The following is a 14930-nucleotide window of genomic DNA, read 5'->3' on the forward strand; positions in this document are numbered from 1 at the left end:
CGAATCACCTATACGGGACGCTCTTCGCATGGTCGACCTCACCCCGCTGCTCGCCTTCCGCTGGAGTCCCCGGGCCTTCGACCCGGCCGCCGAGCTGACCGGGGAGGAGGCGTCCTCGCTGCTGGAGGCCGCCCGCTGGGCCCCCTCGACGGGCAACGCCCAGCCCTGGCGGTTCGCCCTCGGCCACCGCGACGACGAGACCTGGAAGCGGACCCTGGTCAGCCTCCCGGAACCCGACCAGCGCTGGGCCCGGCACGCCGCCGCTCTGGTGGTCGGCGCGCACGCCGGCACCGACCCCGAGCGGGCCGCGTACGACCTGGGGCAGGCGATGGCCCACCTCACCGTGCAGGCCACCGCGCTCGGCCTGTACGTGCACCAGCTCACCCGCTTCGACCGCGCCGCGCTCTGCGCCGACCTCGACCTGCCGCCCGCCGTACGCCCGCTGGTGGTGGTGGCGGTGGGCCGGCTCGGCGACCCGCTCGACCTGCCGGAGGAGCTGCGCCGGCGGGAGATCGCGCTGCGCCGCCGACACCCGGTGCACGCCCTGCTGCTGCGCTGAGGCATCCACCGCCACCCGTCGGTCGGCGGCAGAACCGCCCTCGGGCGGGTCACTCTCCCCGGCTGGCCCGCAGCAGCACCGCCGCCGCGTCGGTTCCCCGGTAGAGCACGTGCCGCCCCTGCCGGACCCGGGAGACCAGCCCGGCGGCGTGCAGCGCGGCCAGGTGCTGAGAGACGTTTCCCGCCGACATCCCGGTCCGCCGGGCCAGGTCGCTGGTGGTGGCCGCGCTGTCGAGCAGGTGGAGCAGCGCCGCCCGGCCTGACCCGATCACCCGGGCCAGCGGGTCGCCGGATGGTGCCGGGGCCGCCTCCCAGAGGGTGGCCACCGCCCGCACCGGGTACGTCCCGCCGGGCGGCGAGTCCTCCAGCAGGTTCCACAGCACCCGCTGGGGCGTGAAGACCCCCGGATTCAACGCGATACCGCGACCGCCCAGGTGGAAGTCGAGCCGCCACGGGTCGTCGCTGACCACCCGGTCACCGGCCCAGCGCACGGTGGGGTGCAGCCCGGCGAGGGCCAGCCCGGCACCGCCCTCGGCGAGTTGGCTGCCCCGGTGCGCGATGTCCGCCTCCAGCAACGCCCGCATCCTCGGCCAGTCCGGGGCGATGGCCACGTCGTGCCACACCCGCAGCGCGGTGACCAGTGCCGGCAGCATGGCCTTCGGGTCGGTACGCAATGCCTGGCCGAACGGACCGAGCGGCCGTTTCGGGGTGGTGGCCAGCAGGTCCCGCACCACCACCGCCGGCGGCGTCGCCCGGACCTGCTCGAGACTCTCCTCGAAATCGACGTCCGGGCCGGGCGGGGGTGGTGTGAGGAAGTCGGGCAGCCAGGCGCGCGGGCGGGTCAGCTCCCGCAGGGGGCCCACCGCGACGGCCACCTCCGGACGTGCGACGAACGTCCGGGCCCGGTCGATCCAGGGCAGGTGGAGGGCGCTGCGGATCGGGTCCCGCAACACCCACAGGCTGGAGACCGTCTCCCACACGGGAGAAACCGCGAACCGCACCCCCGCGACGTCCGCGGTCTCGAACCGCAGCTGCGACATCCTCCACCCCCGTCGAGAATTCGGCCCAGCCTAAAAGGCTCGACCCGCGAGCGGGGGGCACGGTTGGCTCACCGGCCATGGGAACCAGGGACACCATCCGCACTGCCGTCCGGCACGTCGTGCCACCCGCCGGCCTGACCCGGGCCCTCGCCGTGCAGGCCATGGTCTACGCGGTCGGTAACGGCCTCTTCCAGGCGGGCAGCGCGGTCTTCTTCACCCGCGCGCTCGGGCTCAGCGCGACGCAGGTCGGGCTCGGCCTGTCCATCGCCGCCGGGGTGTCGCTGCTCGGCACCGTGCCGCTCGGCGGGCTCACCGACCGGTACGGCCCGCAGCGGGTCTGGCTGGCCGGCCTGGTGCTCGACGCGGCGCTCTTCTCGGCGTACCCGTTCGTGGGCGGTTTCGCCGGATTCCTCGCGGTGGTGGTGGCGCTGGCCGCGGTGGACGCCGCCACCGGGGTGGCCCGGCAGGTCTACTCGATCAACGCGCTGCCCCCGGCCGAGCGGGTCACCGCGATGGCGTACCAGCGCTCGTCGCTGAACGTCGGATTCGGGCTCGGGGCGGTGATCAGCGGCCTGGTGCTCGCGGTGGACACGACGGCGGCGTACCGGGGGATGGTGTGGTTCATCGCGGCGGTGTTCCTGGTCACGGCGGCCTTCGTCCGCCGGCTGCCCCGGCTGCCCGAGGTGGCCCGGCCGGCGGAGCCGATGAGCCGGCTGGCCGTGCTCCGGGACCGCCCCTTCATGGCGGTGTCCCTGCTCTCCGGGCTGCTCACCGCGCACCAGACGCTCTACCTGACGGTCATGCCGTTGTGGATCCTGACCCACACCGACGCCCCGAAGACGGTGATCGCCGGGCTGGTGCTGCTGAACACGATCCTGATCGTGCTGCTCCAGGTACGGGCCAGCCGGGGCGCCGACACCACCTCCGGCGCGGCCGGGGCGTCCCGCCGGGGTGCCCTGCTGATCGCCGGGTTCTGCCTGGTCCTGCCGCTCTCCGGGGTGACCCGCGGCGGGCTCACGGTGGTGGTGCTGGTGGCTGCCGCGACGCTGCTCATCGTGGCCGAGTTGATCGAGTCGGCGGGCACCTGGGGGCTGACCGCCACCCTGCCGCCCGCCGCCCAGCGCGGTGCGTACGTCGGGGCGTTCCGGCTCGGCACGCAGTTGCAGTACCTGATCGCGCCGGCCGGGCTGACCGCGCTCGGCGTCGCCACCGGCGGCTGGGGCTGGTACCCGACGGCGGCGCTCTTCGTGATCATCGGGTTGGCCGTGGTGCCGGTGGTCGCCTGGGCCGAGCGGACCCCTCGCCTCGGCGAGGCCGCCCCGGAGCCGGCGGTGGGTGCTGCGACTCCGATCTCATAGTCCGGACCTGCCTTCCCACCCCCCGTCTCACCACGTAGGGTGACCCTGTCATGTGGCAGGCGTACCTCCTCCTTGGTCGCCGCGACGAGGCCTGACCGGCCGGCACCTCGTCGCGGAGTCGAACCGCGCCGTCCAGCACATCCGAACTTCTCTGGCCCACCGGGCACCGTCGCCCGGCAGCAGGCCGACACCTTCCGATTGCTGACGCCCGACATGACCCACGGGAGCACTCCGCCATGGCTCAACCCGCCACTGACGCCGAGACCGATCCGATCGCCCGGCAGCGCCCCAGCCGGATGCCGTTCCACCGTTACCAGCCCTACCAGCAGCAGTTCCGGATCGACCTGCCGGACCGTGCCTGGCCGACCCGGCACGTCGACGTGGCACCGCGCTGGTGCGCGGTCGACCTGCGCGACGGCAACCAGGCCCTGATCGACCCGATGTCCCCGGAGCGCAAGCGCCGGATGTTCCAGCTGCTGGTGCAGATGGGCTACAAGGAGATCGAGGTCGGCTTCCCCTCGGCCAGCCAGACCGACTTCGACTTCGTCCGGCAGCTGATCGAGCAGGACCTGATCCCGGAGGACGTCACCATCCAGGTGCTCACCCAGTGCCGGGAGCACCTGATCGACCGGACCTTCCAGTCGCTGCGCGGCGCGCGCCGGGCGATCGTGCACTTCTACAACTCCACCTCGACGCTCCAGCGCCGGGTGGTCTTCGGGCTGGACCGCGACGGCATCACCGACATCGCCACCCAGGGCGCCCGGCTGTGCCAGAAGTACGCCGAGATCCACACCCCGGACACCGAGATCCACTACGAGTACTCGCCGGAGTCGTACACGGGCACCGAGCTGGAGTACGCGCTGGAGGTCTGCGCGAAGGTCATCGAGGTGGTCGACCCGACCCCCGACCGCAAGCTGATCGTCAACCTGCCGGCCACCGTCGAGATGGCCATGCCGAACGTGTACGCCGACTCGATCGAGTGGATGCACCGGCACCTGCCCCGGCGGGACAGCCTGGTGCTGAGCCTGCACCCGCACAACGACCGGGGCACCGGGGTGGCCGCCGCCGAGCTGGGCCTGCTGGCCGGCGCCGACCGGATCGAGGGCTGCCTGTTCGGCAACGGCGAGCGCACCGGCAACGTGGACCTGGTGACCCTGGGCCTCAACCTGTTCTCCCAGGGCATCGACCCGATGATCGACTTCTCGAACATCGACGAGGTCAAGCGCGCCGTCGAGTACTGCAACCAGCTGCCGGTGCACGAGCGCCACCCGTACGCGGGCGACCTGGTCTACACCGCCTTCTCCGGCTCGCACCAGGACGCGATCAACAAGGGCTTCGACGCGCTGGCCGCCGACGCGGCGGCCGCCGGGGTGCCGGTCGACCAGCAGCCGTGGGCGGTGCCGTACCTGCCGATCGACCCGAAGGACCTGGGCCGTACCTACGAGGCGGTCATCCGGGTCAACTCGCAGTCCGGCAAGGGCGGCGTCGCGTACATCATGAAGACCGAGCACCAGCTCGACCTGCCGCGCCGGCTCCAGATCGAGTTCTCCGGGGTGGTCCAGCAGGTCACCGACCACGACGGCGGCGAGGTCGACCCGGGCACCATGTGGGAGATCTTCGCCCGCCACTACCTGCTCGACCACCAGAGCGACCCGGCCGTCACGCTGTCCGGTTACTCGATCGGCACCGTCGACGGCAAGGTCGAGATCGAGGCCGAGGTGGAACTCGGCGGGGAGCGCCGCGCGCTCGCCGCGGTCGGCAACGGCCCGATCGACGCGTACGTCAACGCGCTCCAGGCGGTCGGCGTGGCGGTACGCGTGCTCGACTACCACGAGCACGCGCTCTCCTCCGGTGGTGACGCGCAGGCCGCCGCGTACGTCGAGTGCGACGTCGACGGTCGGACGGTCTGGGGCGTCGGGATGGACGCCAACATCGTCACCGCCTCGGTGAAGGCGGTCACCAGCGCGGTCAACCGCGCCCGTGCCTGAGGCTGAGGCGTTGCGGCAGGGTCCGGCTCCGGCCGGGCCCTGCCGTACCCGCCCGCTCAGACCGGGGTGACCCCGGCCGACCAGCCGTCGCCGAGCACCACCGCCTGGGCGACGACCACCCGCTCGCCGTCGAACGTGATGGCCGGGGAGCCGTGCAGCCGGTAACCGTCGGCCAGCGCCTCGCTGACCCGGCGACAGAAGTCGGCGTCGTCCGGCCCGGTCAGCAGCCGGTAACGCAGCCGGTCGTCATGATCATTCATCCGCCGACCGTAGCAACCGGTCTGCTGGGTCGAGGCGGCAGCGAGGGGCCCGCTACGACGGCGGGGCCCGCCGGGGTGGCCGGTGCACGAGCAGGCCGGCCGTCACCGCGCCGGCGAGCAGCAACCCGGCGCACCAGGCCAGCGCCCCCCGGTACGCGTGGGTCAGCTCGGCCCGCTGCGCGTACCCGGTGCCGGTAAGACCGACCAGCAGCGGCAGCGCGGCCACCGCGAGCAGGCCACCCACCCGGGACGCGGCGTTGTTGAAGCCGCTCGCCACCCCGGCGAACCGGTCCGCGACGGCGGCCAGCACCGACGCGGTCAACGGCGCCACCACCAGCGTCAGCCCCAGCCCGAAGAGGAGCACCCCGGGCAGCACGTCCACCCAGTACGACGCGCCCGGGCCGACCCGGCGCAGCAGCAGCAGGCCCGCGGCGGCGATCACCGGGCCGACGGTCAGCGGCAGCCGGGGGCCGATCCGCGCCGACAGGGCGCCGGCCCGGGCCGAGCCGACCAGCAGCAGCACGGTCATCGGGACGGTGGCCAGCCCGGTGCGGACCGCCGACCAACCGACGACGTTCTGGAGGTAGACGGCGAAGAAGAACATGAAGCCGCCGAGCGCCGCGTAGACCACCACGGTGAACAGGTTGAGCGCCGAGAAGAGGCGGCTGGTGAACAGCCCGGTGGGCAGCATCGCCGCCTCCCCCCGGCGTCGCTCCACCAGCACGAAGGCCACCGCGCCGAGAACGCCGACCAGCACGGCCAGCAGCACCGGCAGCGAGCGCACGCCCCGCGCCGGGGCGTCGATCAGGGCGTACGTGATTCCGGCCAGGCCGAGTGCGCCGAGCAGCGCCCCGGTCACGTCGAACCGCTTCCCCCCGCTGCGCGAGGCGTCCTCGTCGCGGCTCTCCGGCACCCAGCGCAGCGCGGCCAGGATCACCGCGACCGCCAGCGGGAGGTTGATGAAGAAGATCCACCGCCAGGAGAGCGCGTCGATCAGCCAGCCACCGAGGAAGGGGCCGAGCGCGGTGGTCACGCCGGCCAGCCCGGACCAGGCGCCGATGGCCCGGCCCCGGTCGTCGGGGTGGAAGCTCGACTGGAGCACGGAGAGCGAGCCGGGGGTGAGCAGCGCCCCGCCGGCACCCTGGAGGAACCGGGCGACGACCAGCCAGCCGGTGTCCTGGGCCAGGCCGCAGAGGACGGAGGTGACGGCGAACCCGACCACCCCGACCAGGAAGACGCGGCGCCGGCCGAAGCGATCCCCCAACGCCCCGCCGAGCAGCACGAACGCGGCCAGGGTCAGCAGGTAGCCGTTGACCGTCCATTGCAGACCGGCGACGGTCGCCTCCAGTTCGGCGCCGAGCCGGGGCAGTGCCACGTTGACGACCGTGCTGTCCAGGAAGACCATTCCGGAGGCGAGGATCGCCGCCAGCAGCGTGCCCCGACCCGCGCCGCTGCGGAGCCGGAGCGCGTGCGCGGGTGCCGTCATGGGTACCAATGTGCCCGCGCCGCGTGGGAGATTCCACGAAACGCCGAAACGGTGCCCGGGTACTGTGCGGGATCGCCGGGAGCCCGCAAGCTGGAGAGGTGTCGTCTGTGCGTACCAGATCAGGAGCCCGTGGGACGGCGGCCGCCGCGCTCGCCGCGGTGCTCGCCCTCGGCGTGGGCGGTTGCGAGGTTTCCCTCGACGAGCCGGAGGCGCCGCCGAGCAGCGCCGGCAACGTCGGTGAACAGCTGGCCGAGCTGACCGTCGCCAAGGCGGGCTCGATGCGGGGCTACAGCCGCGAGCGGTTCCCGCACTGGCGGGACACCGGCACCAACTGCGACGTCCGGGACAGCGTGCTCAAGCGCGACGGGGAGGACATCCGCCTCTCCGGCTGCAACGTGGTCGCCGGCCACTGGGAGAGCGTCTACGACGGGCGCACCTTCACCGATCCGTCCGACGTGGACGTCGACCACATGGTGCCGCTGGCCAACGCGTGGCGCTCGGGAGCGAACGAGTGGGACGACGCCAAGCGCGGCGACTTCGCCAACGATCTGACCCGACCGCAGCTCATCGCGGTTTCCGCGACCTCCAACCGGGCAAAGGGTGACCAGGACCCGTCGCAGTGGAAACCGGCGAACCGGTCGTACTGGTGCAAGTACGCGGAAAGCTGGGTGACGGTCAAGCATCACTGGCGGCTGACGGTGACCAGCGCCGAGAAGGCCGCCCTCAGCGACATGTTGGAGGGTTGCACATGGGCGAACAAGCCGTGACCGGTGCCGGGCCGACTCCCGCGCCGGAGCAGATGCCGGACGCCGGCGGGGACGACGCGGCCGCCGCCACCGGCAGCGGTGGCGGCACCGGCACGACGGCCGCGACCGCCGGAATGACCGCGGACGGCCACCCGGCGGCACCCGTCGCCGTGCCGGGAGCCGGGATGAGCGCCGATGACCGCCCGGACGCGTCACCCCGGGAGCTGACCGCCGACCTGGTGGCCGGGCCCGGCGGGGTGATGACCGACGAGGCCGGCGTGGTGACCGGCGAGCTGACCCTGAAGACCCGGTACGCCGACGGGCAGGTAACCCTCTCCGTGCAGTACAAGGACGCCGACGAGTGGTACGCGGTGACCGGCGGGAAGGCCGCGCTGGCCGACCCGGCCGGGTTGGACGCCGTCCACGCCGTCGCGGTCGCCCTCCTCAACCGCCCGGAGGGCTGATACACGCCGAGGCCCCCGACTCCCGCGGAGGTTGGGGGCCTCGGCACGCGCTCACGGCGTCGGGATCAGCTCACCGGTGTCGCCCGGCGCCCCGCCGTCGTCCGGCCGGACCAGCTCCGGCTCCACCTCGTGCGGACGGATCCGGCCGGCCGCGATCTCCTCGGCGTAGTGGCAGGCGACCTTGTGCCCGCCGACCACCTCGCGCAGCGCCGGCCGCTCGTCGGCGCAGCGGGTCGGCTGCGCCCACGGGCACCGGGTGTGGAAGCGGCACCCGGACGGCGGGTTGGTCGGCGAGGGCAGGTCGCCGGCGAGCAGAATCCGCTCCCGACGGTCCTCCACCAGCGGGTCCGGCACCGGCACCGCCGACATCAGCGCCCTGGTGTACGGGTGCATCGGCTCCCGGTAGAGGTCGTCGCTGGACGCCTCCTCCACCAGGCCACCCAGGTACATCACGCCCACCGTGTCGGCGATGTGCCGGACCACCGCCAGGTCGTGCGCGATGATCAGGTACGTCAGGCCGCGCTCGTTCTGAAGGTCCTCCAGCAGGTTGAGCACCTGCGCCTGGATGGACACGTCGAGCGCCGACACCGGCTCGTCGGCGACGATCAGCTCCGGGTTGAGCACCAGCGCCCGGGCGATGCCGATGCGCTGGCGCTGGCCGCCGGAGAACTCGTGCGGGTACTTGCTCAGCGCCGACGCAGGCAGACCGACCGCCTCCAGGGTCTCCCGCAGCCGCCGGCTCGTCTGCGCCTTGTCGTTGGCGAGGCCGTGCGCCTTGAGCCCCTCGACCAGCAGCGACTCCACCGACTGCCGGGGGTCCAGGCTGGACAGCGGATCCTGGAAGATCATCTGCATCCGGCGGCGGGCCAGGCGCATCTTCTCGCCCTTGAGCTGCCGGACGTCGGTGCCGTCGAAGAGGATCTCGCCGTCGGTCGGCTCGACCAGCCGCAGCAGGCCCCGGCCCAGCGTCGACTTGCCGCAGCCCGACTCGCCGACCAGCCCGTACGTCTCACCGGCCCGGATGGCGAGCGAGACACCGTCGACGGCGTAGACGTACCCGACGGTGCGGTCGAAGAGCAGGCCGCTCTTGATCGGGAAGTGGACCTTGAGGTCGCGCAGTTCGACCAGTGGTCCGGTCCGTTCGGTCACGGGACCGCCACCTCCTCGGAAACGGGGTTGTTGCAGCGAAGGTCGCCGCCGGTGGCGGTGGGCTCCAGCGGGGGCGGGCCCTCCAGGCAGGCGTCCACGACGTTGTCGCAGCGGGGCGCGAAGGCGCACCCCTCGACCCACGGGATGTTGTCGGCCACCGAGCCGCGGATGGCGTGCAGCCGCTCGCCGCGCGGCGAGTCCAGCCGGGGCACCGAGCTGAGCAGCCCGTGGGTGTACGGGTGCCGGGCCCGGGCGAACAGCTCGTGCCGGGCGGCCCGCTCGACCACCTTGCCGCCGTAGAGCACGTTGACCGTGTCGCAGAGGCCGGCCACCACGCCGAGGTCGTGCGTGATCATGATGAGCGCGGTGCCGGTCTCGTCGACCAGTTGCTTGAGCAGGGTGAGGATCTGCGCCTGGATGGTCACGTCCAGGGCCGTGGTCGGCTCGTCCGCGATCAGCAGCCGGGGCTTGCAGGCCAGTGCGATGGCGATCAGCGCGCGCTGCCGCATGCCGCCGGAGATCTGGTGCGGGTACTCCTTCAGCCGCCGGTCCGGGTCCGGGATGCCGACCGCGTCGAGCAGTTCCCGGGCCTCCCGCAGCGCCTTCTTGCGGTCCATCCCCTGGTGCCGCTCCAGCACCTCGGCCACCTGCACGCCAATCGGGATCACCGGGTTCAGCGAGGAGAGCGGGTCCTGGAAGATCATGCCGATGTCCCGGCCACGCCGGTCCCGCATGTCGTCGGCGCGGAGCTTGAGCAGGTCGGCGCCGTCGAAGAGCACCTCGCCGCTGACCTTGTTGCCCCGCTTGGGCAGCAGACCCATGATCGCGAGGCTGGTGACGCTCTTGCCGCAGCCGGACTCGCCGACCAGGCCGACCGTCTGGCCCGGCTCCACGCTGAAGCTCACCTTGTCCACGGCGGTGAACGGCCGCTCGCCCCGCCGCTGGAAGACCACGCTCAGGTCGCGTACGTCGAGCAGGCTCATCGGGTCACTTCCTCACTGCGCTGATGCTTCGCTCGCCGGCAGCCGACGCCGGCCGTGCTGGTCGGACGCACCGCCCTCACCGCCGGTTCTTCGGGTCGATGGCCTCGCGCATCGCCTCACCGAGCAGGGTGAAGCCGAGCGCGACCACGATGATCGCGAGCGCCGGGTAGTAGGCCAACTCCGGGCGGACGTCGAAGTAGCGCGGGCCGTCCACGCCGAGCATCAGACCCCACTCGGCGCGGTTGATGTCCGGGTCGCCCAGGCCCAGGAAGGAGAGCGCGGCCGCGTCCAGGATCGCGACCGCGAAGGTGAGCGTGGCCTGCACGATCACCGCGGTCAGCGAGTTGGGCAGCATGTGCCGCAGCACGATGTTGCGCTCCTTGACCCCGAGCGCCCGCGCGGCCAGCACGTGGTCGCTCTCCCGCTGGGCGAGCATCGACCCGCGCAGCAACCGGGCGAAGATCGGCACGTTGACGATGGCCACCGCGAGGATGACCGTCCACTGGCTGGACTTGCTGGCCATGGCGACCAGGGTGATCGCCAGCAGCAGGCTGGGCAGCGCCAGCATCACGTCGGTGAGTCGCATCAGAACGACGTCGACCCAGCCGCCGAAGGCACCCGCCACCGCGCCGAGCAGCACGCCCAGGCTGAGGCCGATCAGGGTGGCGAGGACGCCGACGAAGAGAGTCTGCCGGCTGCCGTGGATCAGGCGGGACAGGAAGTCGCGGCCCAGCGGGTCCGAACCGAGCGGGTGCTCCGCGCTGCCACCCGGGATGCTGTCGACGGTCAGGTTCTTGGTCAGCTCGTCGAAGCGCTGCACCGGGTCGTGCGGGGCGATCAGCGGGGCGAAGACCGCCACCAGGATGAACAGCCCGACGATGGTGCCGCCGACGATGGCGACCGGGTTGCGCCGGAGCCGGCGCAGCGCGTCGCGGACGAGGCTGACGCCGCCCTGGTCGGCGGTGGCCCGGGCCAGCTCGTCCAGCCGGGCCTTCTTCCGGTCGCCGAGCCGACCGAGGTTCCGCTGGCTCACGCCGCCGGGACGCTCGTCACCGGTACGGGGCGCCGGCGCGGTGGCGCCGGCCTGGGTGGTCGGATCGGTCATCGGACACGCACCCTCGGGTCGATGAACGCGTAGGAGAGGTCGACCAGGAGGTTGACCATCACGAAGACCAGCGCGGCCAGCAGGATGATCGCCTGGAGCACCGGGTAGTCCCGGCCACCGCTGATCGAGTCGGTGATCAGCGTGCCGATGCCGCCCCAGTTGTAGACCTTCTCGGTGAGCACGGCGCCGGAGAGCAGCGCGCCGGTCTGCAGGCCGATGGTGGTGACCACCGGCAGCAGGGCGTTGCGCAGGATGTGCCGGCCCCGGATGGTGCGGTGCCGCAGGCCCTTGGCCTCGGCCGTGCGCACGTAGTCCTCGTTGAGCACGTCGAGCACGCTGGCCCGGGTGATCCGGACGATCACCGCGAGCGGGATGGTGGCCAGCGTGACCGCCGGCAGGATCAGGTGCCAGAGCGCGTCGGCGCTGGCGTCGAACTCTCGGGTGAGCAGGCCGTCGAGGACGTAGAACCCGGTGATGTTGGTGTTGTCCAGCCCGGTGCTGACCCGCCCGGACGGCGGGAACCAGTGGATGTTCTGGGTGAAGACGTCCTTGAGCAGGTAGCCCAGGAAGAAGATCGGGATCGAGACGCCGAGCAGGGTGCCGGCGATGGTGAGGTTGTCCAGCGAGCGACCGCGCCAGCGGGCGGCGAGGTAGCCGAGTGGAATACCCAGACCGACCGCGATGATCATCGCGGCGAGAGCCAGCTCGATGGTGGCGGGAAAGGCGCGCCCGAGCACCTCGCTGACCGGGTCACCGGTCCGGATCGAGTTGCCGAAGTCTCCGGTCAGGACCCGCTGCATGAACTTGCCGTACTGGACCAGGATCGGCTGGTCGTAGCCGAGCGCCTTGATCAGCAGGGCGCGGCGCTCGGGGGTGGCCCGCTCGCCGAGCAGCGCCTCGACCGGGCCGCCGGGCAGGTTCCGCAGCCAGATGAAGATCAGCGCCGAAAGCGCTATCAGGGTCACCACCAGCTGCAGCAGGCGGCGGACTATGACTCGCAACATCTCTCACACACCAGACTCTCGATGTTCGCGGAATCGGCCCGGGCCGGGATGGACCCCCGGACCCGGGCCGATTCACGCCTACGGCGTCAGCCGACGTACGTCACTTGGTGACGCTGACCGTGTTGAACCGCTCGTCGGTCAGCGGGCTGGCGACCAGACCCTTGACGTCCTTGGTGACGACGATGGCCGGCGGGGCGTGCCAGATCGGCACGGCCGGCAGCCACTTGGTGGCGATGTCCCGGTTGACCTGCTCCCAGGCCGCCTTCTTGCCCGCCTCGTCGACGGTGGCGTCGGCCTTGGCGATGGCGTCGAACATCTCGGTCATCGACTGGTCGCCGAACTCGACCTTGCCGCGGCCGAAGAACGTGCCGACGAAGTTGCCCGGGTCGTTGTAGTCACCGGTCCAGCCCAGGATGTGCAGGTCCTGCTTGCCGAACTGCTGCACGTCGTCCTTGAAGCCACCGTTCCACGGACGCGGCACACCGTTGACCTTGATGCCCACGGCCTGCAGGTCGTTGGCGAGAACGGTGAAGATCTCCTGCGGGTTCGGCATGTACGGCCGGGAGACGTCCGGCGGGTAGTAGAAGTTGAGGGTCAGACCCTCGGCGCCGGCCTCCTTGAGCAGCTGCTTGGCCTTCTCCGGGTTGTACTCGTACTTCTGCACGTCCGGGGCGTAGCCGAGCACGGTGTCCGGCATGAACTCGTCGGCGACCTTCGCGCCACCCGGGCCCTTGGTCTGCACGAGCTGCTGACGGTTGAGGGCGTAGGCGATCGCCTGGCGCACCCGCAGGTCCTTCAGCTTCGGGTTCTTCTGGTTGATGCCCAGGTAGAGGATGTTGAACGCCGGCCGGGCGACGACCTGGAAGCCCTCACCCTCGAGCGCCTTGCGGTCGGCCGGGGCGGGGAAGTCGATGCCCTGGACGGTGCCCGCGCGCAGCTCCTGCTTGCGGGTGTTCTCGTCCTTGATGATCTTGATGATCAGCTTGTCGACCTTGGCCTTCTCCCCGAAGTAGTCCGGGTTCCGGTTCAGGGTGATCTCGTTCTTGGCCTTGTCCCAGCCGCCGAACGTGAACGGGCCGGTGCCGACCGGGCCGCTGGTGGCGAACGAGCTGTACTCGAAGGAGTCGCCGTTCTGCTTGACCGTGTCGGCGTCGCCCTTCTTCAGGGCCTCCGGGCTGGCGATCGAGAGCGCGGTCAGCGCGAAGGCGCCGGGGAACGCACCCTTGTACTGGTTGAGGGTGACGACGGCGGTGCCGTCGTCCTTGGCCTCACACTTGTTGTAGACCGGCTTGCCGGCGTCGGGGTTCTCGTTCTTCGCGAAGCCGCCGAAGACGTCCATGTAGTAGATCATCTGCGACTGGGCGGCGGCGCCCTTCATGTTGTACCAGCGGTCGAAGTTGAAGCAGACCGCCGCGGCGTTGAAGGGGGTGCCGTCGTGGAACTTCACGCCCTGGCGCAGCTTGAAGGTCCAGACCTTGCCCTCGGGGTCGTGCTCCCAGCTCTCCGCCAGGCCGCCCTGGAGCTCGGCCGTGCCGGGCTTGTGCTGGATGAGGGTGTCGTACATCTGCCGGATCGGCCGGAACGACTCACCGTCGTCGTTGAAGATCGGATCGAAGTTCTTGGGGTCACCGGCACCCGCGAAGATGAAGGTGCCGCCCGTCTTGGCCTCGCCGCTGTCGTCGCTGCGGTCGCTTTCCGCACAGCCGGCCGCGCCGACCGCCAGGGCTGCAACGGCCGCGAGGGTCACGGCCGTTCTAAGCCTTCTCGCCTGCATCTCTCACCTCTGTCATCCGCGTGACCACGCCGGTTTCATGGCCGGTCCGTGAGCGGGAGGCTATGACAGGACTCACCCGCAGCGGAACGGCCGTTAGGCAATCGCTATCAAGCCGACACCAAGCAGCCGGGTCTGACAGCCCCGGATCCGTCGACAAACGGGACTGTCACACCCGGCACCCCGGCCCGGGCCGTTCCCGTACTGCCGGCCAATACCCACCACAACCCCCCAAACCACCCTCCGGGCCACCGCCCGCCCCCGCCGGCTCCTCTTCGGGTACGCGGACACCCGCCCCATCCGCCGCCAGGCGGACGGATGGCACCCGCCGCCGCCGACTCGAAACGGTCCTCATCCGTCGACGTCCGGGTGGGTCGGCGTCCGGGTGGGTCGGCGGTGGTGGGGCCTCAAACCCGATGTCGCCGCCGCGGCGGTGTCGGATCGGCGTGGAGACCGCTAGCTCGGCGAAACGGTGACGGTCGAGGTCCGGGTCGTATCGTCGTGCGGCGACCACCACTGATCCGGGACGGACGGGCCGATGGTCCGGGCCGCGGTGACCTGCGTTGGATGTCCGCATCGCGGCCGGGTGGGCACCTGCCGCGATGTCCGGTTCATGCCCGGATCGCGTCCCGGGTCCCGTGACCGGCGGCACCCCCACCCCGGAATGGTGGCCGGGCCGGCGTCGTTACATCACCTGGACGATCGCAGCAGCACCCGCTGGCCTGGCCCCATCGAGTGGCCGGCCCGGGATGCCGGGCCCCCGGAATGATGGTGGGCCGCCGGTCGTTACACATGGACCCGGCGCCGAGCCCCCCGCTCGTGAAGCCTGCCGGGCGAAGACTTTCCCCCTTGAATTCTTTGAGCGCCGTCGTGGTGCTTGCACCCGCTCGACCCCCATCGAGCCGGGTGCCGACCCCCGAATGGAGCCATCCTGATGAACACCACCATTCTGCGGAAGAGCGTGCTGGGTATCGCTGGTCTGGCCTTCGCCGGTGGCGTCTTCGCCGGCCCCGTCACC

General features: G+C 71.6%; 13 protein-coding genes. 5 read left to right on the top strand and 8 right to left on the bottom strand.

Going from position 1 to position 14930, the window contains the following annotated elements:
* Positions 1-28 precede the first annotated feature (28 nt).
* Positions 29-559 carry a nitroreductase family protein gene (locus V6U89_RS28505; protein ID WP_334575938.1) on the top strand — a complete coding sequence of 177 codons (531 nt, stop codon included), beginning with the start codon at positions 29-31 and terminating at the stop codon, positions 557-559.
* 49 nt (positions 560-608) lie between these two features.
* Here the strand turns inward: V6U89_RS28505 and V6U89_RS28510 are convergent, their stop codons facing one another.
* Positions 609-1598 (bottom strand): ArsR/SmtB family transcription factor, encoded by a 990-nt coding sequence (locus V6U89_RS28510; RefSeq protein WP_334575941.1) that lies wholly within the window; start codon positions 1596-1598, stop codon positions 609-611.
* Between the two features lie 77 nt (positions 1599-1675).
* On the opposite strand from V6U89_RS28510, the gene V6U89_RS28515 reads away from it, so the two are divergent.
* Both V6U89_RS28515 and leuA read left to right on the top strand, forming a co-directional pair.
* Positions 1676-2956, top strand: coding sequence for an MFS transporter (locus V6U89_RS28515; protein WP_334575943.1), 1281 nt, complete (start codon positions 1676-1678; stop codon positions 2954-2956).
* 236 nt (positions 2957-3192) lie between these two features.
* Complete coding sequence (gene leuA, locus V6U89_RS28520) at positions 3193-4944, top strand: 2-isopropylmalate synthase (protein ID WP_334575946.1); 1752 nt, start codon at positions 3193-3195, stop codon at positions 4942-4944.
* Positions 4945-5000: 56 nt separating this feature from the next.
* Here leuA and V6U89_RS28525 read toward each other — a convergent pair whose 3' ends face one another.
* Both V6U89_RS28525 and V6U89_RS28530 read right to left on the bottom strand, forming a co-directional pair.
* The gene (locus V6U89_RS28525; protein WP_280837376.1) at positions 5001-5204 is read right to left on the bottom strand and encodes a DUF1737 domain-containing protein; all 204 of its coding nucleotides are present in this window, start codon (positions 5202-5204) and stop codon (positions 5001-5003) included.
* 52 nt (positions 5205-5256) lie between these two features.
* Positions 5257-6690: an MFS transporter gene (locus V6U89_RS28530; protein WP_334575949.1), complete on the bottom strand. Its 1434-nt coding sequence runs from the start codon at positions 6688-6690 to the stop codon at positions 5257-5259.
* A gap of 107 nt (positions 6691-6797) precedes the next feature.
* Here V6U89_RS28530 and V6U89_RS28535 point away from each other — a divergent pair, with 107 nt between their 5' ends.
* Both V6U89_RS28535 and V6U89_RS28540 read left to right on the top strand, forming a co-directional pair.
* Positions 6798-7457, top strand: a complete 660-nt coding sequence (locus tag V6U89_RS28535) for an HNH endonuclease family protein (RefSeq protein WP_334575951.1) — start codon at positions 6798-6800, stop codon at positions 7455-7457.
* Positions 7439-7900, top strand: coding sequence for a hypothetical protein (locus V6U89_RS28540; protein WP_334575952.1), 462 nt, complete (start codon positions 7439-7441; stop codon positions 7898-7900). Before V6U89_RS28535 ends, V6U89_RS28540 begins: the two co-directional genes overlap by 19 nt.
* 51 nt (positions 7901-7951) lie before the next feature.
* On the opposite strand, the gene V6U89_RS28545 is transcribed toward V6U89_RS28540, so the two are convergent.
* The 5 genes from V6U89_RS28545 to V6U89_RS28565 form a co-directional block, all read right to left on the bottom strand.
* Positions 7952-9049: an ABC transporter ATP-binding protein gene (locus tag V6U89_RS28545; protein WP_334575954.1), complete on the bottom strand. Its 1098-nt coding sequence runs from the start codon at positions 9047-9049 to the stop codon at positions 7952-7954.
* The gene (locus V6U89_RS28550; protein ID WP_334575956.1) at positions 9046-10032 is read right to left on the bottom strand and encodes an ABC transporter ATP-binding protein; all 987 of its coding nucleotides are present in this window, start codon (positions 10030-10032) and stop codon (positions 9046-9048) included. Before V6U89_RS28550 ends, V6U89_RS28545 begins: the two co-directional genes overlap by 4 nt.
* A gap of 76 nt (positions 10033-10108) precedes the next feature.
* On the bottom strand, positions 10109-11137 hold the full coding sequence (locus V6U89_RS28555; protein WP_334575958.1) for an ABC transporter permease: 1029 nt from the start codon (positions 11135-11137) through the stop codon (positions 10109-10111).
* Positions 11134-12141: an ABC transporter permease gene (locus tag V6U89_RS28560; RefSeq protein ID WP_334575960.1), complete on the bottom strand. Its 1008-nt coding sequence runs from the start codon at positions 12139-12141 to the stop codon at positions 11134-11136. Before V6U89_RS28560 ends, V6U89_RS28555 begins: the two co-directional genes overlap by 4 nt.
* A gap of 100 nt (positions 12142-12241) precedes the next feature.
* Positions 12242-13915, bottom strand: coding sequence for an ABC transporter substrate-binding protein (locus V6U89_RS28565; RefSeq protein WP_334575962.1), 1674 nt, complete (start codon positions 13913-13915; stop codon positions 12242-12244).
* Between the last annotated feature and the right edge of the window lie 1015 nt (positions 13916-14930).

Origin of the sequence: Micromonospora sp. CPCC 206171 (genome assembly GCF_036906755.1) — a bacterium.
In the GTDB taxonomy this organism is placed as follows: Bacteria; Actinomycetota; Actinomycetes; order Mycobacteriales; family Micromonosporaceae; genus Micromonospora; species Micromonospora purpureochromogenes.

Coding starts and splice junctions, on each gene's coding strand:
- V6U89_RS28505 (WP_334575938.1), top strand. CDS start 29: ATGGTCGACCTCACCCCGCTGCTCGCCTTCCGCTGGAGTCCCCGGGCC.
- V6U89_RS28510 (WP_334575941.1), bottom strand. CDS start 1,598: ATGTCGCAGCTGCGGTTCGAGACCGCGGACGTCGCGGGGGTGCGGTTC.
- V6U89_RS28515 (WP_334575943.1), top strand. CDS start 1,676: ATGGGAACCAGGGACACCATCCGCACTGCCGTCCGGCACGTCGTGCCA.
- leuA (WP_334575946.1), top strand. CDS start 3,193: ATGGCTCAACCCGCCACTGACGCCGAGACCGATCCGATCGCCCGGCAG.
- V6U89_RS28525 (WP_280837376.1), bottom strand. CDS start 5,204: ATGAATGATCATGACGACCGGCTGCGTTACCGGCTGCTGACCGGGCCG.
- V6U89_RS28530 (WP_334575949.1), bottom strand. CDS start 6,690: ATGACGGCACCCGCGCACGCGCTCCGGCTCCGCAGCGGCGCGGGTCGG.
- V6U89_RS28540 (WP_334575952.1), top strand. CDS start 7,439: ATGGGCGAACAAGCCGTGACCGGTGCCGGGCCGACTCCCGCGCCGGAG.
- V6U89_RS28550 (WP_334575956.1), bottom strand. CDS start 10,032: ATGAGCCTGCTCGACGTACGCGACCTGAGCGTGGTCTTCCAGCGGCGG.
- V6U89_RS28555 (WP_334575958.1), bottom strand. CDS start 11,137: ATGACCGATCCGACCACCCAGGCCGGCGCCACCGCGCCGGCGCCCCGT.
- V6U89_RS28560 (WP_334575960.1), bottom strand. CDS start 12,141: ATGTTGCGAGTCATAGTCCGCCGCCTGCTGCAGCTGGTGGTGACCCTG.
- V6U89_RS28565 (WP_334575962.1), bottom strand. CDS start 13,915: ATGCAGGCGAGAAGGCTTAGAACGGCCGTGACCCTCGCGGCCGTTGCA.